Source organism: Thalassospira sp. UBA4513 (assembly GCF_002388495.1).
Classification (GTDB): domain Bacteria; phylum Pseudomonadota; class Alphaproteobacteria; order Rhodospirillales; family Thalassospiraceae; genus Thalassospira; species Thalassospira tepidiphila.
In genome coordinates, this window is record NZ_DGMR01000039.1 from 334,979 (window position 1) to 356,820 (window position 21,842).

Consider the following 21,842-nt stretch of genomic DNA (forward strand, 5'->3'; position numbering starts at 1 on the left):
GGCATGGTTCTGACATCTGGCAAAATCGCCGAGATGAAAACCGGTGAAGGTAAAACCCTGGTTTCGACCCTGCCGGTTTATTTGAACGCGCTTGAGGGCAAGGGCGTTCATGTGGTGACGGTCAACGATTATCTGGCAAGTCGTGACGCGGAATGGATGGGCGAGGTCTATGGCTTCCTTGGCCTGACCGTGGGCGTGATCATGCATGGCATGACCGATGATCAGCGCCGTGCGGCTTATGCCTGTGACATCACCTATGCGACCAATAACGAGCTCGGCTTTGATTATCTGCGCGATAACATGAAGTTCCGTCTCGAAGACATGGTGCAGCGCCCGTTCAACTTTGCGATCGTCGATGAAGTCGACTCGATCCTGATTGACGAAGCCCGTACCCCGCTGATCATTTCGGGCCCTGCCGAAGACAGCTCCGAACTTTACCGCTCGATTGATGCGCTGATCCCGAAACTGATCGAAGAAGACTTCGAAAAGGACGAAAAGGCGCGTGCGGTTACCCTGACCGAAGAAGGCACCGAACACGCCGAACAGCTTCTGATGGAAATGGGCATCCTGACCGAAGGCACGCTTTACGACGTTGCCAACGTTCATCTGGTCCATCACGTCAATCAGGCGCTGCGTGCGCACAAGCTGTTCCAGAAAGACACCGACTATATCGTCAAGGACGACAAGGTCGTCATCATTGACGAATTTACCGGTCGTATGATGGAAGGCCGCCGTTATTCCGATGGCCTGCATCAGGCACTCGAAGCCAAGGAAAAGGTCAAGATCCAGAACGAAAACCAGACTCTGGCATCGATCACCTTCCAGAACTATTTCCGTCTCTATCCGACCCTTGCCGGGATGACCGGTACGGCAATGACCGAGGCTGAAGAATTCGAGGAAATCTACAACCTTCAGGTTGTCGAAATACCGACCCATCGACCGATTGCCCGTAAAGATGCCGATGACGAGATCTATCGCACCGCCAATGAAAAGTGGATTGCGATCTCCGAACAGCTCGAAGATTGCCACAAGCGCGGCCAGCCGGCCCTTGTCGGGACGGTCTCGATCGAGAAATCGGAAATTCTGTCCGATCTTCTGAAAAAGAAGAAAATCCCGCACGAAGTTCTCAACGCCAAGCAGCATGAACGCGAAGCCTTGATCGTGGCCCAGGCCGGTGCGCCGGGTGCGATCACGATTGCCACCAATATGGCCGGTCGTGGTACCGACATCAAACTTGGTGGCAACGTTGAAATGCGCGTTGAACACGAGCTGGCTAATGTCACCGACGAAGCCAAACGTGCGGCCGCGATTGAAAAGATCAAAGCCGAGGTCAAGGCTGATCAGGAAAAGGTTCTCGCCGCTGGTGGCCTGTTTGTGATCGGTACCGAACGCCATGAATCACGGCGTGTGGATAACCAGCTGCGTGGTCGTTCCGGCCGTCAGGGTGACCCGGGTGGATCGAAATTCTATCTGTCGCTTGAAGATGACCTGATGCGTATTTTCGGGTCAGAGCGCATGGACGGCATGCTGCAGAAACTGGGTCTGCAGGAAGGTGAAGCAATTTACCATCCGTGGATCAACAAGGCGCTTGAGAAAGCCCAGCAGAAGGTCGAGGCACGCAACTTCGACATTCGTAAGAACGTTCTGAAATTTGACGATGTCATGAATGACCAGCGTAAGGTCGTCTATGAACAGCGCCGCGATCTGATGCAGGCCAAGAACGTTGCCGAAGACGTTGCTGACATGCGCGCCGAAGTCATCGAAGACATGGTCGACAAATACTGCCCGGCCAAGGTCTATCCCGAGCAGTGGGAAGCCGCCAGCCTGCACGAAGAAGTTACCCGTCTTCTGGGTCTTGATCTGCCGATTTCTGATTGGGTCAAGGAAGAAGGCATCGATCAGGAAGTCATGCGCGAACGCATTGAAAAGGCAGCGGATGCGAAAATGGCGGCCAAGGTTGCCAACTATGGTGCTGACATCATGCGCCAGGTTGAAAAAAGCCTCGTGCTGCAGCTCCTTGACCAGTCATGGAAAGAGCATCTTCTTGCCCTTGATCACCTGCGTCAGGGCATTGGCCTGCGCGCCTATGGCCAGCGCGACCCGCTCAACGAGTTCAAGCGCGAAGCCTTCAACATGTTTGAAGCCATGCTGGTATCCTTGCGCGAACGCGTGACCCAGATGCTGTCGCATGTCGAACTGCAATCGACCCCGCGCCCCGAAGACCTCGAAGCACCGCGCCGTCCGCAACAGGAAATGCGCGAAAACCGCGACGAACTCGAAGCAACCGAGCAGGGTGTCGATACCGCAACCGTTCAGTCGCGTCAGCCGGGCAATTTCGATCCCAACGATCCCTCTACTTGGGGCCGCGTTGCCCGCAACCAGGCCTGCCCTTGCGGATCTGGCAAGAAATACAAGCATTGCCACGGTCAGTTGAACTGATCACTTTGGCCATGAATTAAAGAAAAAGCGCGCTCCTTCGGGATGCGCGCTTTTTCTTTGTCAGTTGCTTGCTGCCAGGGCCTTGGTTGGCAGGTGGCTTTGCAGGAACTGTTTGACCGGATTCAGCACTGCATCATCGGTTGTCAGATAGAACCCCAGCGCAATCAGGGTTCCGGCATGGCCCGTTTCGGGGACTTCGACAAGTTCCGCGCTCGGGGCCAGTTCGGCGAGTTTGCGCGAATTGCGCGGAAAGACTGTGTGATCACGGGTGCCCGTAATCAACAAAAGCGGCGGCATATGCGTAAGATCCATCGCGACCGGCTGGCTCTGATCGGCCGGTGTCTCGCCAAACGCATTTCGGGTGGCCGCAACATCATAGGGGTAAAAATCATACGGGCCCGAAAGCCCGATGATGCCGGCAATGTCATCGGCATCAAGCCCGACAGCTTGCAGATATTGCTGGTCTGCAACCAGCTGAACGGCGTTATAGGCCCCGGCGGAATGACCGGCCAACATAATCGGGACATCCTTGATCTGACCTGGGTTTTGCCCGGCATAGTTTTTCATAAAGGCGATCGCAGACGCCCCGTCCTCGATAAAGTCCGGAAAACGAACATCGGGCACCAATCGGTAATCATGAATGGCAACCGCATAGCCAAATTCGGTAAAACGTTTGGCAATAAAGGCGTACTTGCCGCGATCACCAGAATCCCAGGAACCACCATAAAACCAGATCACAAGTGGGGCCGGCTGAAGGGAGGGATCGGGCAAATAAAGATCCAGAACCTGCCGCTCATCCGGGCCATAGGAAAGTGCCGCGATATCAGGTTCTAAATCGCCAGCCTGCCAGTGATTATAAGCACCAAGCTTGTCACATCCGGCCAGAAGCACCATTGCGACAATGGAATTGGTCGTCATGCTCAGAAACTTTTTGGGAAACATTCGGGGTGCCGATCTATGCAAAAATTATCGTTTATATAGTCAATACGTTAGCGCACTGAATTCCGTTTAAAACAATCAAATGGATGTTTGCGCTGACCACACCCGTTATGTCCTCGGATTTTGACAATCCAGACCTGTAAAGCAGCACGTCGCATGTGTATTGTTGGGATGTATTTATGAGTCCTTAATTGCCTGCTCCCTAGACTTTCCGGGCAAAGTTCAAATTCGGAGATCCCGTCAAAGTGTCCTCATTCGATCAACTGTCCAAACGCGCAAAAAAGCTCGAAAATCAGGGCCAGATTGACGAAGCGATCAAGCTGTACGAACAGTTTCTTCAGGACTACCCGAAAAACACACGCGCGAAAGCCGCTCTTGAGAAGTTGCGTGATTCCGCATCCGGAAATGGTATTTCCGCGCAACAGGCTTTCATGAAAGCCTCGCAGCTGATTGAGCAGGGCGCGTTTGCAAGGGCGATTGAACTGGCAAAGCAACTTGTCGAAAGTGCTCCGGAAAATGCTCAGGTGTGGAACCTGCTGGGGTTTGCCTACGCTCGGGATCAAAAGCAGGTAGAAGCAGAAAAATGCCTGCGTAAGGCAATTGAGCTCGACAAAAACTTTGCGACCGCTTGGGTTAATATTGGAAACCTGTTTTCATCCCAGAAGAAATTAGGCCTAGCACTGCAAGCCTATCAAAACGCCAGCTATCTTCAGGCCAAAAACGCCAACATCTTGAACAGCTGCGCGACCGTTCTGATGGAAATGCAGCGTTTTGACGAAGCCGAAAGATTCTGCGTGCAGGCGATTACCAACGACCCAAATTTAGCGGATGCATACCATAATCTTGCCGTCATTCTATATCGAAACAAAAAACGTGCTGCTGCTAAACAAGCATTTGAAAAAGTTGCTAAACTTCATCCAAGTAGTATGTCGGCACTGTCTGACTTTTTGTATGCACGTGCGCAAATTTGTGACTGGTCTCTTCTTGCTCCCGAATTTCAAAACGTAAGGGCGATCGGCAATCCGGGGAACTGTGTTTCGCCGTTTTCCTTATTGCATTTTGAAGACGACCCATACGCGCAGAAAAAGCGTTCAGAGAACAGAGCTGGGGAGCTGGCCGTACGCGATAGTTTCCCGCAATTCCGGCGACCGGGTGCCCGTCCGCAGAAACTGAAAATCGGTTATTTTTCGGCGGACTTTCACAATCATGCGACGCTATCCCTGATGATGGGGCTTTTCAGGGACCACGATAAAAGCCGCTTTGAAATCCACACCTACAGTTATGGCGGTGTCACAGATGGCTGGCGTCGCGCTCAGTTGCAAAAACTGGTCGATAGAAACTGGGATGTCCGTAATTTTTCGGACCGGAAAATCGTTCAGCATGCGCGTGACCAAGGGATCGATATTGCGATTGATCTAAAGGGCTACACACAATCAGGGCGGCCACAGCTATTTGCCTATCGGATGGCGCCAATTCAGATTAACTATGTTGGTTATCCGGGGACTTTGGGGGCCAATTACATCGACTATCTGATCGCAGATCACGCCATCATCCCCGACGAATACAAGAATGCCTATAGCGAAAAAATCATCTACATGCCGCATTGCTATCAGCCCAATGACGGCGGTCGGGAGTTCCCGGAAAACACCCAAGCACGCACCGAGTTGGGCTTACCGGAAAATGGCTTCGTGTTCTGTTCGTTCAATGCCAATTACAAGATTTCGCCGCGTGAATTCGATATCTGGATGCGCTTGCTTAAGAAGGTAGATGGTTCTGTTCTTTGGCTGTTCGAAGGCAGCGAGGACGCGATGCTCAACCTTCGCAAGGAAGCCGGAAATCGCGGCGTGGATCCTGCCCGCCTTGTCTTTGCCGGCTATCTGCCCGAGGAACAACACCTCGCCCGTCACAAACATGCCGACCTGTTCCTCGATACCTTCAATGTTAATGCTCATACCACGGCAAGTGATGCGCTTTGGACCGGATTGCCGCTTGTAACCCTTCCCGGAAAACAATTTGCCGCCCGGGTCGCCGCAAGCGTTCTAAAGGCGGCAGATCTTCCCGAACTGATTGCCAAATCCGAAGAAGAGTACGAGGCGATTGCCCTTGATCTTGCTTTGCACCCGGAAAAGACCGCTGCCATGAAGGTAAAGGTCAAAGAAAACGTCAAAGCCTGTCCGCTGTTTGATACAAAATCATATACCCTTGATCTGGAGCGGGGTTATGACACGGCCTATGAGCGCTATCTCCGCCAACAGGCGCCGGGGGACATTGACCTTGTCAGCCAATAACGTAGTGGCGAATTTTGCACAGGAAATGAGGAAGAAGTTTTGAGCACTGCGGTGGAACAGGTGGTGTCGCGCGCAAAAAAGGTGATCGCGAATAATCAGCCGGATCTGGCCATTTCCATGTGCGAAGAATTTCTGAAAACCGAACCCAACGCGGTTGTGCTCTGGGATGTTTTGGCAAATGCCCATTTCCTCAAAAAGGATAATGGGCAGGCAGCGATGTGCTTCGAGAAGGTTGTCGAACTTGCTCCGCAAAACCCTAAATCTCATCAAAATCTTGGTGTGTTTTATCAAATCATTGGCAAGTTCAACGAAGCGCTTCAATGCTATCAGCGCGCGGCAAGTTGCGACGCCTACTATGCCCCGGCCTATAACGGAGCCGGCATTGTCCTGATGACAGTTGGGCAGCTTGATACTGCCCAGCAGTATTTTGCCAAGGCGCTTCAGCTCGACCCGCAATTCGCCGACGCCTATGCCAACTTGGCCCATGTGTTTTTTAGCAAGGGACAATTACCCGCAGCAGCCCAAAGCTACGCCAAGGCCAATGCTCTGAACCCGGATCTGAAAAGTGCCGTGGCAAACCGGTTCTATAGTTTGGCAATGATGTGCGATTGGTCCTGGCTTGATGCCTTTTCGCGTGTCGCCAAGACACTGGGAATAGAGGGCGAAGAAGTAACACCATTTTCGCTGCTACCCCTTGAAGACGCGCCGGAAAGGCAATTGGCCCGATGTCGGAAATTCGTCTCGGCCAAATTCGGGCAAGGGGCGACGTGGCAAGGGGGCGTTCCATCAATGCGCCCGGCCAAGTTGCGTATCGGCTATTTTTCAGCCGACTTCCATGACCATGCGACACTATCGCTGATGATGGGGCTGCTCCGAAATCATGATCACGACAAGTTCGAAATTCACGGCTTCTCATATGGGGTGGTCAAGGAAAGCCGGAGCCTTGATGAGGCGATAAACTATTTTGATAGTTTCTCTGATGTCTCGGGTTCCTCGGACGAGGCGATTGTGCAGCTCGCGCGTAAAAAGAACATCGATATCGCCATCGATCTTAAGGGCCACACGCGGATGGGACGGATTGGTATCTTTGCCCGGCGCATCGCCCCGGTTCAGATCAACTATCTTGGCAATCCGGGTTCTATCGGGGCTGACTTCATCGAATATATGATTGTCGACAAGTTCACCGCGCCTGAAACGCACAAAAAGTATTTGTCTGAAAAGCCGATCTATCTGCCAAATTGCTATCAGCCCAATGATGACCAACGCCGCATCCCGGAGACGAACACAACGCGCAAGGATTTCGGCCTTCCAGAAACCGGCTTTGTATTTTGTAGTTTCAACAACACCTACAAGATAACCCCGCGGGAATTTGATATCTGGATGCGGCTTCTCGGCAAGGTTGAGGGCTCGGTTCTTTGGTTGTTCAAGGGCAACGATTACGCCGCCGAAAACCTGCGCAAGGAAGCGCAAAAGCGCGGCATTGATCCAGGCCGTTTGGTCTTTGCCGACAAGACGCCAGAACCGGAACATCTCGCACGCCATAAGCATGCCGACCTGTTACTCGATACCTTTAATGTCAACGCACACACGACGGCGAGTGATGCGCTCTGGGCCGGCTTGCCGCTCGTGACCTTGCCCGGAGAGCAATTTGCCGCTCGTGTGGCGGCCAGCATTTTGACGGCAGCCAATATGTCTGAGCTGATTGCCAAGGATGAAGCGGACTATGAGGCCATTGCACTGGATCTGGCGCTTCATCCCGAAAAGATCATGGCCTTGAAGCAGAAATTACAGGAACAGATCAAGACCTGTCCGCTGTTTGATACGGTCACCTATACACGAGACATCGAAGCTGCATTTGAAGCCGCATATGACCGTTATCTCAAGGGCCTCGCGCCCGATGACATTGATCTGACCCGCGCAAAGTGACCCTCGATGCTTTCTGCACTTGGCGAAGGTTTGATGGCGCGATAAAACAGTGCCATGACAATACAACAACCAGATAAAGGCTGCATGTCGGTTGACCTGCGCCAGGGCAAAATCCCGGAAAAAACCGTGTTCGTCAGTGCGGTCGCACTGGTCGATATCGATCATCGTGTGCTGATCGCTCAGCGCCCGGAAGGCAAATCCATGGCTGGCCTGTGGGAGTTCCCCGGCGGCAAGGTCGAGGCGGGTGAAACCCCCGAAATGGCGCTGGTGCGCGAGCTCAAGGAAGAACTTGGCATTGATATCACCGAAAGCTGCCTGGCACCCTTTACCTTTGCATCCTTCACTTATGATGATTTCCATCTGATGATGCCGCTTTATCTGTGCCGCGTCTGGAAGGGTGAAATCACCCCGATGGAAGGTCAGCAGGTGAAATGGGTGCGTCCGGTCCGTCTGGGCGATTACCCGATGCCGCCGGCCGATGTGCCGCTTGTGGCGATGCTTCGCGATTTTCTGTGAGCCATCTGCGCGTTTGTGGCGTATGAGATCGCGCATTGAAGTTTGAATGATGTTGTGGGGATATGATGTCTGATCCGGTCCGTGCCTGTCTGATTATTATCGGCAATGAAATCCTGTCTGGCCGCACCCATGACAAGAACCTGCCTTATCTGGCAGAGGAACTGAATGCGCTTGGCGTCCGCTTGGCCGAAACCCGCGTCATTCCCGATATTGAAGCCACCATCATCCAAACCGTGAATGAATGCCGGGCAAAATTCGATTACGTCTTTACCACCGGCGGTATTGGCCCGACCCACGATGACATCACATCGGAATGTGTTGCCAAGGCATTCGGGGTGGCGATTGAACTCAATGCAGACGCCCATGACTTGCTTAAAAGCCATTATGAAAACCCCGAAGACCTCAATGAAGCGCGCCTGCGTATGGCACGCATTCCGGTCGGGGCGGAGCTGATCCAGAACCCGATTTCCAAGGCGCCGGGCTTCCGCATGGAAAACGTCTATGTCATGGCCGGTGTGCCGATGATCATGCAGGCCATGTTCCAGGGCATCAAACATCAGCTGATCGGCGGCAAACCGATGGTATCGCGCTCTGTCGGCGGCTATATCCCCGAAGGCACGATCGCCAAGGTGTTGGGCGAAATTCAGGCCGATTTCCCGGAAACCGACATCGGATCCTATCCGTTCCTGCGTGAAGGAAAGCTTGGCACTACGCTTGTCGTGCGCGGGGAGAGTGCCGATGACGTCAATCAGGCATCTGATCGCATTCGCCTTGCCATCATCGAAGGCGGCAAGGACGTGATCGAGGATACCGGTGCTGTCTGATTGCCTTGCCCAGTGGCCTTGAATTGCGTTTGATCAAGGTAATGTCTTGGGGCTGTGTCTAGAATTGTTCTGACCTTTTTCGGGAAGACAACATGACCGATCAGAACCATGATCCGCACAATGACGCGCGCAACAGTCAGGCCGCTCGCGAAGCCCGGTCGATTGTGAAATTCATGATCGAACACACAGCTTACGGCGGGTTTGGCGCGCTGGTGTTCGGGGCGTTGGTTCTGTATTTCGATATTGGCGGGATTTACAGTCTTGCGACGTCATCGCGTGATGCGCCGATCTTTATCTTCCTGCTGTTTTTCGGCCTGTTTGTGACCTTTGGCAGCATCAGTCTGGGCATCGGGATCATGACGCTTGGCGGCTTTTCCGATGATGACCGCTATCGCGATGAACGCACCCGCAACCGCAATTCAGATGACAGAAAATAAAAAGGCGCCGTTTGGTGGCGCCTTTCTGGAACGATGAACACCTGCCTTATGGCCGGTCTGCACCGGATTTCTTGGCGATCACGCGCGCAACCAGCATCCCGATGATCCAGCCCGCCAGCGGCACAATGAAAATGTAGTCAAACAACGGATGGCTTGAATCCCCGCCGGATGCGGCCAAAATGATCCCGACCCAACCCGCGGTCAGAAGATAGCCCATGATCTTGAAATAGACCCCGTTCGACAGGCCCTTTTTTTGAGGCGGCTGTTCGGGATTGTTCGGTTGGCTTGGTTCGCCAGACATTCTGTATTCCTTGCGTTCTGAAATATGGTTTGGCAATCAGCGTTCAAGTGTCAGCGCATCGGGATCAATGCGATCCTGCCAGCCTTCGCGCACCAGTTCGGGCACGACGTGATCTTCTTCGGGATATCCGATACACAGATAGGCAATGAGGCGCCAATGGTCTGGCACATCAAGTGTCTTGCCAACCACATCGGGCTCAAGGATCGAAACCCAGCCAACCCCGATGCCCTTCACACGTGCCGCCAGCCACAGCAACTGCACGGCGGCGACCGCAGAATAATCAAGCATCTCAGGCATGGTCTTGCGCCCAAGGCCCATGCCGGCTTCGGTTTCTTCATCGGCAAAGACGGCCAACTGTACCGGGGCCTGATCCATGCCCTGAAGCTTCAGCGACGCATAAAGCTTGGCGCGTTCACCGTGATAGTCATTAAGTGCTTCATTGTTGGCGCGTTCGAAACTGTCGCGAATTGATTTGCGGCGTTTCGGGTCATTGACCTTCACAAAGCGCCATGGCTGACAATTGCCGACAGACGGCGCCAGGCAGGCTTCCTTGATCAGATCGTCGATATCGCCCTTAGGGATCGGGTCGGTGCGAAAACGCCGGACATCGCGCCGCCACAGCAAAAGATTGATGAACTGCTTTTGAAACGCCTGGTCAAAAACCGGCGGCGTCAGGTCCGTTTCCGGGGCGCTGTTTGTGGCAATCTGATCTGGTTTGGTCATGGCGCGGGCCTGATGAAATGCGAGGTAAATCTCAATTGTTTTGCACCCTACCTGTCAGCGTCGCTATCGCCAATAGCAAGATGATCTCATCGATCCATCACAGCCGATTTTTGCGTACCATGCGCCTGCGTAAGGCTAGAACGGCACATCTATGGTCAGAAAACCGGTATAGTTGCCGTGCGACACTTCATAGCTCAGTTTTCGCCGCAGCTCGAAACTGACACTGGCGGGGAAACTTCCCCATTGCTGGGTAATGCCACCCCCGGTATCAAGATAAAGATTGGTGCTTTCAATGCTGATAAACGGCTCAAGCGTCATGGAGGACTGTGCGACATCATGGATCAGGGAAAACTCCGATCGAATGCCGGTAATGTCCTCAGACCCGGTGGCGATATCGCGAAACCCCTGAATGCTGAGATCAAAACTCAGCGGGTCATAGGCATAATCGGCACCTGCATAATAGCGCGTTGATCCGCTGCGCCCGTAATTCTGGTTCAGAAGCGATATGGTTTCGTCCTGTCCGGCAAACGGAATGATTTCATGATTGCCAAAGCCAAGGCGATAGCGCGCCTCGACCGAGGCATCAAAAAGCTGTGTGGTCGCGATGCTTCCGGGCACAAGTCCGCCACTGGTGGCGCGCGCCGCATCAACATATTCGCGCGCGGTGGTGATGTCGCCATCAAGCTGGATGCGCAGCGGCACCGCGCCGAATTCATAGTCGGTGCCAAAGCCGATGCTGTTTGAAATGCTGGTGCTGTCAAGCCGTTCGGCATAGCGCAGATTATCGGGCACCGAGCCAATCGGGGATTGGCGGATGGTGCTTTGGCCAAGGCTGATGCTGCCGCGCAGGTTAAACCAGTCTGTCACCCGTGACACAAAGTATGGCGACAGGGCAAGATTGTTCTCGCGATAGCCCAATTGCCGGGTGCTGGATTCGCCAACCGTGCTGCCCCAGCCAACCCCGATGCCAAGCACAAGCCCGTCATCAATCAGATAATCCACGCCGCTATCAATCGATATGGTGTCGCCACTGAGGCCCGGATCATAACCCGACCCGGTGATACGGTTTTCAAGTTCGGAATGGTTGCCCGCAAGCCAGATACTGATCGGCGCATGCACGCTGCGCGATTGGGTCGGGAACGTCCCCGCCGCACTATCAAGGTCAAGCTTGCGCGCAAGCGATGAAAGCGCATTGCGCCCGGCCAGAATTTCGCTGGGCGTTGGTGTGCCCATGCCAAATTGCAGATGTTCGGTGGCCTGTTGCGGCGGAGAAAGGAAGCCATCAAACAACAAAGGTGCCACCCGGCTGTCATAAAGATCTTCGTCCATCTTGTCATACAGGCGGTTCATGTGGCGCTGCTGATTTGCGGTCCGGGTGGTTGTCTTGTTGCGCAATACCGGTGCATCAGGCCGTGCGGCATCATCGCGGGCAAAGGCCTGCGGTATTATGGGCGGCTGGCTTATCTCCCGTCGAAGGACATAGGTAACGGCCGCCAGACAGACCGTGGCAATCACGGCAGCTTGAAAACGCCTGTGCATCTGACTTTAAACGTGACTGTTTGGGTCAGTCGTCCAGCATGACAGACGAAAATGCACGGAATATGGAGAAACACGGGCAGTTCTGCCCCATTGCTGTTTAGCTGCTCAAAGGTGCCGATTAGCGCCAATAGAATGTTGCGTCAAAAACCAAGCCGCGCTAGAACGCTTTGCACCGGCTTTGGCCGGTCCCAACGCGCGTCGCGGGCGTGGCGAAATTGGTAAACGCAGCGGACTTAAAATCCGTCAGCCCTAAGGCTTTGCCGGTTCAAGTCCGGCCGCCCGCACCAGCGCATCGGCAAACGGACCCTGTTTAAGGTCCCGGCATCAAATTGCCGAATTCCTGTCATCAAATCCTCTGCTTTGTATTTCATCCTGTGAGCATCCCGGCACAGGTTTGCTGTGGATGTTGTTTTATCCCCAATGCAGGAGAATGAAGATGGTTCACTTGATTGCCATTGGTGTCATTGCCGCCGCCGCACTGGTCGTAACGTGATGATCAACCGGTGACTTCTTGTATGAGATGCTGCAGTGCGATAGGATCTGTGATGTGCGTATTCACGCCATCAACAGGCCAGCATCGCCATGAACAAAGTCGCTGCCAAATCCACAGAACTTTCGGGCGTACCGATCCAGCAGGACGGCGCATGGCACGCACTACCCGCCGATCAGGCCCTTGAGGCTTTCCAAACAAGCCCGCAAGGCCTTGATGCAGACCAAGCATCAGAACGTCTGGCGCAATATGGTCCCAACCGGCTTGATCCGCCGCGTCGGCGTGGGCCGCTGATCCGGTTTCTGGCCCAATTCAACAATGTGCTGATTTATGTCCTGCTGCTGGCGGCTGTCGTCACGGCGGCACTGGCGCATTGGGTCGACACGTCGGTCATTCTGGCGGTGGTGGTGATCAATGCCATCATCGGCTTTGTTCAGGAAGGCCGGGCCGAAAGCGCGCTTGAGGCAATCCGAAATATGCTGTCGCTTGCCGCCATCGTCGAGCGGGCCGGGCGTAAAATCGAAATCCCCGCCGAAGACGTCGTGCCCGGCGATATCATCCATCTGCAATCGGGTGACAAGGTCCCGGCTGATGTGCGTCTGATCCGGGTCAAGGGCCTGCAAATTCAGGAAGCCATCCTGACGGGCGAATCTATCCCCGTCGATAAGGCCGTGTCCCCCGTGGCCGCGGACGCGGCGCTTGGTGATCGTTTTTCCATGGCCTATTCCGGTACCATGGTCACCCACGGGCAGGGCTGCGGCGTGGTTGTTGCCACCGGGTCAAAAACCGAAATCGGCCGTATCAGCGCGCTTCTGTCCGAAGTCACCACCCTTACCACGCCGCTTCTGCGGCAAATGTCGACCTTCGGGCGGAAGCTCAGTGCAGCCATCATGGCGGTCGCCTTTGTTACCTTTGCCATTGGTGTCTGGGTGCATGGGCGCGGGGCGGCTGACATGTTTGTCGGTGCGGTCGCGCTCGCCGTCGCCGCCATCCCCGAAGGTCTGCCTGCGATCATGACCATCGCCCTTGCCACCGGCGTGCAACGCATGGCCGCACGGCGCGCGATCATTCGTCGCCTGCCTGTGGTGGAGGCATTGGGATCGGTCAGCGTCATCTGCTCGGACAAGACCGGCACGCTGACACGCAACGAAATGACGGTGCAGTCGCTCGCCACCGGCAAGCATCTTTATGCCGTGACAGGCACCGGCTATAGGCCGGTGGGTGGCTTTGAACTGGACGGCAAGCCGGTCAAACCGGATGACCATCCCGGCCTGACCGGAATGGCGCGCGGGGCACTTTTGTGCAGTGACGCCGGTCTGCATGAAAGTGATGGTCAATGGTCGGTCGATGGCGATCCGACCGAAGGCGCACTGGTGGCCCTTGCCATGAAGGCGGAACTGGAACCCGGTGCCGAAAACCGTCAACTGCCGCGTCATGACGTCATCCCGTTTGAATCCGAACATCGTTTCATGGCGACCCTGCATCACCATGCCGAAGGCCATGGCTTCATCTATGTCAAAGGCGCGCCGGAACGTATTCTTGCCATGTGCAACTCTCAGGGCGGACCAGATTATCAGGAAGTCCTTGATCGTCCCTATTGGGAAGCCCGCATGCAGGAAATGGCCGAAAATGGTCAACGGGTACTCGCACTCGCCTTCCGCCCGACCCATAACGGCCACCACCAGCTGGTCTTTGATGACGTCACACAGGATCTGGTGTTGATCGGCCTTTACGGGCTGGTCGATCCGCCGCGCGACGAAGCCATCGCCGCCGTTGCCAAATGCCGTGCAGCCGGGATTGCGGTTAAAATGATCACGGGCGACCATGCGATCACGGCCGGTGCCATAGCCCGCCAACTCGGCCTTGGCGATGGGGAACCTGTTGTCAGCGGCCATGAGCTTGACGGGCTTGATGACGACGCATTGCGCGCCGTCGCCCGGAAATCCCACGTTTTTGCCCGCACCAGTCCCGAACATAAGCTGCGTCTGGTCAAGGCCCTTCAGGCAGAGGGCCATGTCGTTGCCATGACCGGCGACGGGGTGAATGACGCCCCGGCGCTCAAGCGCGCCGATGTCGGCGTTGCCATGGGCCAAAAGGGCAACGAGGCCGCCAAGGAAGCCGCCGAAATGGTTCTGGTCGATGACAATTTTGCCTCGATCGCCGCCGCGGTCGAAGAAGGCCGAACGGTTTACGACAATCTGGTCAAATCGATCCTGTTCATCCTGCCCAGCAGCGGCGGGGAGGCCCTGACCATTGTCATGGCGCTGGCCCTGGGCCAGTTGTTACCGATCACCGCGCCACAAATCCTGTGGGTCAATATGATCACCGCGGTGACGCTCGCCCTCGCGCTTGCCTTTGAGCCGGCTGAAGATAACGTCATGAAACGCCAACCGCGCAGGCGCGATGCGCCGTTGCTATCGGGCTTTCTGATCTGGCGGACAATTTTTGTTTCGCTCATTCTCGTGGCCGGTGTGTACGGCGTGTTTGTCTGGTCCCAGAACCGCGGGGCGGACCTTGAAGTGTCGCGCACGGTCGCGGTCAACACGCTTGTGATGTTTGAACTGTTCTATCTGTTTAACGCCCGCTTCCTGACCGCATCGGCATTCACCAGACAAGGGCTTTTGGGCAGTCGGGCGGTGTTGATCGCGGTCGCACTGGTCGTGCTTTTCCAGCTGATCTACACCTATGCCCCGCCGATGCAGTATCTGTTTGAAAGTGTCGCCATCACGCCACTTGGCTGGGCGATGGCCGTTGGTGTCGGGTTCAGCGTCTTTGTGCTGGTCGAGATTGAAAAGGCTTGCCTGCGACACTGGCAGAAACGCAAGACAGGGTAATGTTTACCGGATGTAAAGCAGATGCCGCCTATCCATAACGCATCGCCGCAATCACGTGTCAGGCTGCCCTATGCCGTTACCAGACCAAGAAGACGAAGGCCCGCGCAAGAAGGAGCGGATTGGCAAATATGTCGCCCCCGAAGAGCGCGCAGCCAATATCGTCAAACAGCTTGATGAATTCCTCCGCAAGGGGCCGAGCAAGGGGCTGAAATATTCCCGTTGGCAGCAACTGGCCTGGTATGAGATCGTCGATGAAATCAAGCGCGCCGAAATGGCCCAGAAAAATCAGGACACCCTGACCAAGTCCGCCTTCCTCAGTCTGGCAATTGGCTTTGGTACGGTCGGCTTCTGGGGGCTGGTGCTGGTGGCGGGCAATGGCTTGGGCGCAATTGCCGCAGGCGTCATTGTGATTGCCGGTCTTGTTGTCTGGCGCGCCTTGTCCAAGGCAAAATGGTTCAAATAACGGTTCTATCACGCAGGCATTCGCACATATGAACAAGGAAGCAGCCGAAACTCTTGCCATTCGCGCCATCGCCCATATCGCCGGCGACGACGAATTGCTTCAGGGCTTGATCGCGCAAACCGGCATGGGGCTTGATGATCTCAAAGCCGGGATCGCCTCGAACGAGGTGCAGTGTGGTGCGCTTGAATTCCTGCTGTCACACGAACCGTTTCTGATGCGCTTTGTCGAGGAGTCGGATTACGTCCCCGAAGATCCGGCGCGCGCCCAGATCGTTTTGTCCGGCGGCCCGATCTGGCAGGACTGACCCCGGTCCGGCAAAACACCAGTCTAGGCGGTGATCAATTCAGGCGGGTTGGCAATATCGGTAAGGCTGTCGGTGCGCAGCAGCCCGAAAATCACCGAATCACGAATGCCGATATGGGTTTGCCACTCGCCGCGCAGAACACCCTCGCGGGTGAAGCCCAGCTTTTCAAATGTTCTGATCGACGCGTGATTGTCCGGGTCGATATCGGCAAACACCCGGCGCGCGGTGGTATTTTCAAACAGATACCGGATCGCGGCATAAAGACCACGTGCAGCATAATTCCGTCCCCGCGCGGGCGGGGTCACCATGCAGGCCGCTTCCCAAACATCCTCGTCGCGTCCGACATTATAAAGCGCAATACGTCCAAGGGCCGGTCCATCGGGTGTCTCGCAGATCACCCATGATGTCGCCTCGAACCCGGTTGTCCATTCGCGCAACTTGGTAATCGTCGCATCAAGATCGGCAAAGGCCGGGTCAGGAAGCCAGGTACAACAATCCGGATCACCAAAAATGCGGTGCAATGCGGCGCCATCTGCCGCCGGGTCAAGGGGACGTAAAAACATGTGGGGCTCTTTGGTAGGTGTTGGACAGTGGTGGTGGTTGATCAGCTCAGGAACGGAAGGGGCGCACCGCCATAGACGTAAATCCACACCAGAAGTCCGCCGCCCAGCAAAATGCGATAGATCGCAAACGGCGTGAAGCTGGATCGTTTCAGCCAGCTCATCAGAAGGGCGATGGCGATCAGGGCGGTAATAAACGACAGACCCGCTGCAAGAAGAACATCTTCGGTCAGATTAATGTCACCCGCCTGATGCAGATCGATGCCTGCCAGCAAACCGGCACCCAGAATAACCGGGATCGACATCAGCATTGAAAACTGTGCCGCGTCGGATCGCTCATAACCCATGAAGCGCGCGGCCGTCATGGTGATGCCCGAACGGCTCGTACCCGGGATAAGCGCCAATACCTGTGCAAGGCCGATAAAGAGTGCACCGCCCCAACGCATGTGCTCAAGGCGGTTGATGGTCATGCCGACCTTGTCGGCAAACCACAGCAGCACGCCAAAGCCAAGCGTGGTCCATGCGATGATCTCAACGGAACGCAGCTGTTCCTCGATCCCGGACACCTTGAAGTAAAATCCAACGGCGATCACCGGGATGGTGGCCAGCACAATATGAATGGCAAGGCGGGCACCAGCGTTGATTCGCCCGGTAAACAGCCGGACGAATCCGCCGAGCATGGCGAACACATCGCGCCAGAAATAGATCAAAACAGCGGCCAAAGTACCGACATGAACCGCGACGTCTACCAACAAACCCTGATCCGCACTGCCGGTCATGGCCGGGGCCAGTATCAGGTGGCCAGATGAGCTGATCGGGAGAAATTCGGTGATCCCCTGAACGACCGCCAGAAGAATAATGTGCTGTAGGGTCACGCCCGCCTCTGTGCCTGTTCGCTGCAAAAACTGATCGCTTATAGCAGTTTAGCCCATTTTGGCGAAACGCATAAATAGTACCATTATGGTACTATTGAAACAATCTTACGGTGATTTGATCGCCGTTTCCCTGAAAAGCCGCAAAATTAATCTGGATATTTAAGTCAGCGTTATTGACCTAAATGGTATTTTGTGCTGGATTCTTGCCTATTCGACACGTATACAGAGCGAAACCCGCAACATAAAACCCTTCCAGAGGGCCGTCATGACAGAAAAGATGCTGAAGTTTGTTCATCTTGAACAAAAATATCCGCACAAAAGAGAAGCGTCCGAGCGCCGTACGGATTTCAACGAGATTTATGCTCCGTTCGAGGACGCCAATGCTGCCGATCAGGCATCACGCTGTTCGCAGTGTGGTGTGCCGTTCTGCCAGGCACATTGCCCGCTTTATAATAACATCCCCGATTGGCTGCGCCTGACCACCGAAGGTCGCATGGAAGAGGCTTATGCCATCTCGGCTGCAACCAACAACATGCCGGAAGTTACGGGCCGCATTTGCCCGCAGGATCGCCTGTGCGAAGGCAACTGCGTCATCGAACAGTCGACCCATGGTGCTGTTACCATCGGTTCTGTCGAAAAATACATCACCGATACCGCCTTTGCGAATGGCTGGGTGAAGCCGCCGAAACCGGCCAAGGAAAATGGCATGTCGGTTGGCATCATCGGCGGTGGTCCCGGTGGTATGGCCGCAGCCGAACAGCTGCGCCTCAAGGGATATGAAGTTCATATCTATGACCGTTATGACCGCATGGGCGGCCTTCTGGTTTATGGTATTCCGGGCTTCAAGCTTGAAAAGGATGTGGTTGAACGCCGCGTGAAACTTCTCGAAGATGGCGGTGTTGTCATGCACACCGAATTCGAAGTTGGCCGCGACGCCACCCTTGAAGACCTGCGCAAGAAACATGACAGCGTTCTGATCGCGACCGGCGTTTACAAGGCCCGCGAACTGAAACTGCCCGGTGCAGGCCTCTCGAACGTCTATCCCGCACTTGAATATCTGACCACGTCCAACCGCCATGGTCTGGGTGACAAGGTTGCTGCCTACGAAGACGGTACCCTGAATGCCAAGGACAAGAATGTTGTGGTGATCGGTGGTGGTGATACCGCCATGGACTGTGTCCGTACCGCGATCCGTCAGGGTGCGAAATCGGTCAAGTGTCTCTATCGTCGTGACCGTGCAAACATGCCGGGCTCGCAGCGCGAAGTCGCCAATGCCGAGGAAGAAGGCGTTGAATTCGTCTGGCTGACCAACCCGGAAGCCTTCGTTGGTGATGACAAGGTAACCGGTGTGCGTGCGGTTAAGATGCGTCTTGGTGCCCCGGATGCCGGTGGCCGTCAGAGCCCGGAAATCATCGAAGGTTCGAGCTACACCATGGATGCCGACATGGTCATCCTCGCACTTGGTTTCGAACCCGAAGATCTGCCGACCCTGTTTGATGCACCGGAACTCGGTGTGTCGCGTTGGGGCACGGTCAAAATCGACTTCCGCACCATGATGACCAATCTGGATGGCGTGTTTGCCGCTGGTGATATTGCCCGTGGTGCCTCGCTTGTGGTCTGGGCAATTCGCGATGGCCGCGATGCGGCGGACCGGATTGATGAATATTTGCTGGCGCGCAAAGAAGCTGCCGCTTAATCCCGCTGCCGCATTAGGAGAGAGAGTTATGAACAAGATCGTTCACAGCAAGGGCGCACACGATATCGCCCGTTTTGAAAAGAACGCGGCTCATCTTGAAGCCAGCGGGATGTATGATCCGGCCGAAGAACACGCCAACTGCGGCGTGGGTCTTGTCGGTGCGATTGACGGTAAGCCGCGTCGCGAAGTCGTCGAAGCCGGGATCGAGGCGCTCAAGGCCATCTGGCACCGCGGTGCTGTTGATGCCGACGGCAAAACCGGTGATGGCGCGGGTATCCACCTTCAGATCCCGCAGGACTTCTTTAAGGCCTATCTTAAAGTCATCAACCAGGAAGCTCCGGACAGCCTGATTGCTGTTGGTCAGGTCTTCCTGCCGCGTATCGACATGTCGGCACAGGAACGTTGCCGTGCGATTGTTGAAACCGAAATCCTCAAGCAGGGTTACGGCATTCTTGGCTGGCGTCAGGTGCCGGTCGATGTGTCGGTCATCGGTGAAAAAGCCAACCAGACCCGCCCGGAAATCGAGCAGGTCCTGATCGGCGTGCGCGATGATGTCAGCGAAGAAAAGTTCGAGATCGACCTTTACGCGATCCGTCGTCGCATCGAGAAAGCCGTGCTTTCCGAAGCGATCAAGGATTTCTACATCTGCTCGATGTCGTGCCGTTCGGTGATCTACAAGGGCATGTTCCTTGCCGAGGACGTCGATACCTTCTATCCGGATCTGCGTGACAGCCGCTTCATTTCGAACTTCTGCGTCTATCACCAGCGCTATTCGACCAACACCTTCCCGAGTTGGCCGTTGGCACAGCCGTTCCGTGTTCTCGCCCATAACGGCGAAATCAACACGCTGCGCGGTAACGTCAACTGGATGAAAAGCCACGAAGCACGCATGGCACATGATGCCTATGCCGACAGCATTGATGACCTCAAGCCGGTGATCCAGCCGGGCTCGTCTGACTCCGCTGCCCTTGATGCCGTGTTCGAGCTGATGGTGCGTGCCGGTCGTGACCTGCCGATGGTAAAAACCATGATGGTGCCGGAAGCCTGGTCGAAAAAGGCTTCCACGCCTGACAGCTATAAAAACCTCTATGCCTATTGCAACGCGGTTATGGAACCGTGGGATGGCCCGGCTGCTCTTGCGGCGTATGGCGGCAAATGGCTGATGGGTGGTACGGACCGTAACGGTTTGCGTCCGCTGCGTTATGCAGTTACCGGCAATGGTCTTCTGATTGCGGGTTCTGAAACCGGTATGGTTCATATCGACGAGGAAGCCTGCGTTGAAAAAGGCCGCCTCGGCCCGGGTCAGATGATTGCGGTCAACCTTGAAGAAGGCAAACTGCTCCATGACGCGGAACTGAAAGATCAGCTGGCAGCTCGTCGTGACTGGTCGAAATGGGTTGGTCGCACCAAGGTGCTTGATGACCTGATTTCACCGGAACGTACCGAGCCGGCTCATTTCGAAAAAGAACGTCTGCTGCGTCTGCAGAAGTCGATGGGCCTGACCCATGAAGACCTTGAGCTGATCCTCCATCCGATGGGTGAGGACGGCAAGGAAGCCATTGGCTCGATGGGTGATGACACCCCGCTTGCGATCTTGTCTGACCGTTATCGTGGCCTGCATCACTTCTTCCGTCAGAACTTCTCGCAGGTCACCAACCCGCCGATCGACAGTCTTCGTGAAGCGCGCGTCATGAGCCTGAAAACCCGTCTCGGCAACCTTGGCAACATCCTCGACGAGGATGAAAGCCAGTGCGATCTGCTGCAGCTCGAAAGCCCGGTTCTGACCAACTCCGAATATGACGCAATGCGCGGCTATATGGGCGACAGTGCAGTCGAAATCGACACCACCTTTGATATCAATGGTGGCAAGATGGCGCTGCGCGAAGCGATCACCCGCATTCAACGCGAAGCCGAAGAAGCCGTTCGCGGTGGTGCCCTTCACGTCATCCTGACCGACGAAGGCATTTCCGAAACCCGTGCGGCAATCCCGATGATCCTGGCGACCGGCGGCGTTCACAGCCACCTCGTCAAGACGTCGCTGCGTACCTACATTTCGCTTAACGTTCGCTCGGCGGAATGCATGGATGTGCATTACTTCGCCGTTCTGATCGGTGTCGGTGCGACCACGGTTAACGCCTATCTCGCACAGGAAGGCCTGCTTGACCGTTATGCGCGTGGCCTGTTCCCGAATGTGAACAGCACGGCTGAAGTCATGCAGCGCTTCAAGGCCGCGATTGATGCCGGCCTGCTCAAGATCATGTCGAAAATGGGCATCTCGATCATTAGCTCCTATCGTGGTGGCTATAACTTCGAAAGCATCGGTTTGTCGCGCTCGCTCGTGGCTGAATTCTTCCCGGGCATGCCGTCGCGCATTTCGGGTATCGGTCTTCAGGGCATCCAGCGCCGCACCATCGCCCAGCACAAAGAGGCGTTTAACGGCAATGTCGTGACCCTGCCGGTTGGTGGTCTTTACAAATATCGCCGCAGTGGCGAACGCCATGTCTGGACCGGTCCGCTGATCCACACCTTGCAGTCCGCTGTGACGTCTGGCAGCTACAACACCTTCCGCAAGTTCTCCGAAGGTCTGCGGTCGCGTGAACCGCTTCATCTGCGCGATCTTCTTGATTTCCGCAGTGACCATAGCCCTGTTCATCAGGACAAGGTCGAAAGCATCACCGAAATCCGCAA

General features: G+C 55.3%; 17 protein-coding genes and 1 tRNA gene. 12 read left to right on the forward strand and 6 right to left on the reverse strand.

Annotated elements, in window-relative coordinates; genetic code table 11:
* On the forward strand, positions 1-2,439 hold a 2,439-nt coding region (secA, locus tag B2T33_RS18430; protein WP_286792836.1), incomplete at its 5' end, for a preprotein translocase subunit SecA.
* Between the two features lie 60 nt (positions 2,440-2,499).
* Here the strand turns inward: secA and B2T33_RS18435 are convergent.
* Complete coding sequence (locus B2T33_RS18435; protein WP_197146083.1) at positions 2,500-3,357, reverse strand: alpha/beta hydrolase; 858 nt, start codon at positions 3,355-3,357, stop codon at positions 2,500-2,502.
* 266 nt (positions 3,358-3,623) lie between these two features.
* On the opposite strand from B2T33_RS18435, the gene B2T33_RS18440 reads away from it, so the two are divergent.
* The 5 genes from B2T33_RS18440 to B2T33_RS18460 all read left to right on the forward strand — a co-directional run bounded on the left by B2T33_RS18440 (position 3,624) and on the right by B2T33_RS18460 (position 9,369).
* Positions 3,624-5,666: a tetratricopeptide repeat protein gene (locus tag B2T33_RS18440; protein ID WP_286792837.1), complete on the forward strand. Its 2,043-nt coding sequence runs from the start codon at positions 3,624-3,626 to the stop codon at positions 5,664-5,666.
* 39 nt (positions 5,667-5,705) lie between these two features.
* On the forward strand, positions 5,706-7,592 hold the full coding sequence (locus tag B2T33_RS18445) for a tetratricopeptide repeat protein (RefSeq protein ID WP_286792838.1): 1,887 nt from the start codon (positions 5,706-5,708) through the stop codon (positions 7,590-7,592).
* A gap of 84 nt (positions 7,593-7,676) precedes the next feature.
* A complete protein-coding gene (mutT, locus tag B2T33_RS18450; RefSeq protein WP_063088498.1) occupies positions 7,677-8,108 on the forward strand; it encodes an 8-oxo-dGTP diphosphatase MutT in 432 nt (143 codons plus the stop codon).
* A gap of 62 nt (positions 8,109-8,170) precedes the next feature.
* The gene (locus B2T33_RS18455) at positions 8,171-8,932 is read left to right on the forward strand and encodes a competence/damage-inducible protein A (protein WP_414716649.1); all 762 of its coding nucleotides are present in this window, start codon (positions 8,171-8,173) and stop codon (positions 8,930-8,932) included.
* Between the two features lie 92 nt (positions 8,933-9,024).
* Positions 9,025-9,369 (forward strand): hypothetical protein, encoded by a 345-nt coding sequence (locus B2T33_RS18460; protein ID WP_063088499.1) that lies wholly within the window; start codon positions 9,025-9,027, stop codon positions 9,367-9,369.
* Positions 9,370-9,415: 46 nt separating this feature from the next.
* Here the strand turns inward: B2T33_RS18460 and B2T33_RS18465 are convergent, their stop codons facing one another.
* The 3 genes from B2T33_RS18465 to B2T33_RS18475 all read right to left on the reverse strand — a co-directional run bounded on the left by B2T33_RS18465 (position 9,416) and on the right by B2T33_RS18475 (position 11,932).
* Positions 9,416-9,670: a hypothetical protein gene (locus B2T33_RS18465; protein WP_008888363.1), complete on the reverse strand. Its 255-nt coding sequence runs from the start codon at positions 9,668-9,670 to the stop codon at positions 9,416-9,418.
* 36 nt (positions 9,671-9,706) lie between these two features.
* Positions 9,707-10,393, reverse strand: a complete 687-nt coding sequence (bluB, locus tag B2T33_RS18470; RefSeq protein WP_082923349.1) for a 5,6-dimethylbenzimidazole synthase — start codon at positions 10,391-10,393, stop codon at positions 9,707-9,709.
* A 135-nt stretch (positions 10,394-10,528) separates the two neighbouring features.
* Positions 10,529-11,932 (reverse strand): autotransporter domain-containing protein, encoded by a 1,404-nt coding sequence (locus tag B2T33_RS18475; protein ID WP_286792840.1) that lies wholly within the window; start codon positions 11,930-11,932, stop codon positions 10,529-10,531.
* Positions 11,933-12,132: 200 nt separating this feature from the next.
* On the opposite strand from B2T33_RS18475, the gene B2T33_RS18480 reads away from it, so the two are divergent.
* From B2T33_RS18480 to B2T33_RS18495, 4 genes are all read left to right on the forward strand, one after another.
* Positions 12,133-12,219 (forward strand) — tRNA-Leu (locus tag B2T33_RS18480).
* 295 nt (positions 12,220-12,514) lie between these two features.
* Complete coding sequence (locus B2T33_RS18485; protein WP_286792841.1) at positions 12,515-15,256, forward strand: cation-transporting P-type ATPase; 2,742 nt, start codon at positions 12,515-12,517, stop codon at positions 15,254-15,256.
* Positions 15,257-15,326: 70 nt separating this feature from the next.
* On the forward strand, positions 15,327-15,719 hold the full coding sequence (locus B2T33_RS18490; protein WP_008888359.1) for a hypothetical protein: 393 nt from the start codon (positions 15,327-15,329) through the stop codon (positions 15,717-15,719).
* A gap of 28 nt (positions 15,720-15,747) precedes the next feature.
* On the forward strand, positions 15,748-16,023 hold the full coding sequence (locus tag B2T33_RS18495) for a DUF3572 domain-containing protein (protein WP_197146075.1): 276 nt from the start codon (positions 15,748-15,750) through the stop codon (positions 16,021-16,023).
* A 23-nt stretch (positions 16,024-16,046) separates the two neighbouring features.
* Here the strand turns inward: B2T33_RS18495 and B2T33_RS18500 are convergent, their stop codons facing one another.
* A complete protein-coding gene (locus B2T33_RS18500; protein WP_286792842.1) occupies positions 16,047-16,586 on the reverse strand; it encodes a GNAT family N-acetyltransferase in 540 nt (179 codons plus the stop codon).
* Positions 16,587-16,627: 41 nt separating this feature from the next.
* Positions 16,628-17,458, reverse strand: a complete 831-nt coding sequence (locus B2T33_RS18505; protein WP_286792843.1) for an undecaprenyl-diphosphate phosphatase — start codon at positions 17,456-17,458, stop codon at positions 16,628-16,630.
* A gap of 265 nt (positions 17,459-17,723) precedes the next feature.
* On the opposite strand from B2T33_RS18505, the gene B2T33_RS18510 reads away from it, so the two are divergent.
* Positions 17,724-19,154 carry an NAD(P)-dependent oxidoreductase gene (locus B2T33_RS18510; protein WP_044829261.1) on the forward strand — a complete coding sequence of 477 codons (1,431 nt, stop codon included), beginning with the start codon at positions 17,724-17,726 and terminating at the stop codon, positions 19,152-19,154.
* Positions 19,155-19,182: 28 nt separating this feature from the next.
* Positions 19,183-21,842: glutamate synthase central domain-containing protein (locus B2T33_RS18515; protein WP_286792844.1), on the forward strand; the 2,660-nt coding region annotated here is incomplete at its 3' end.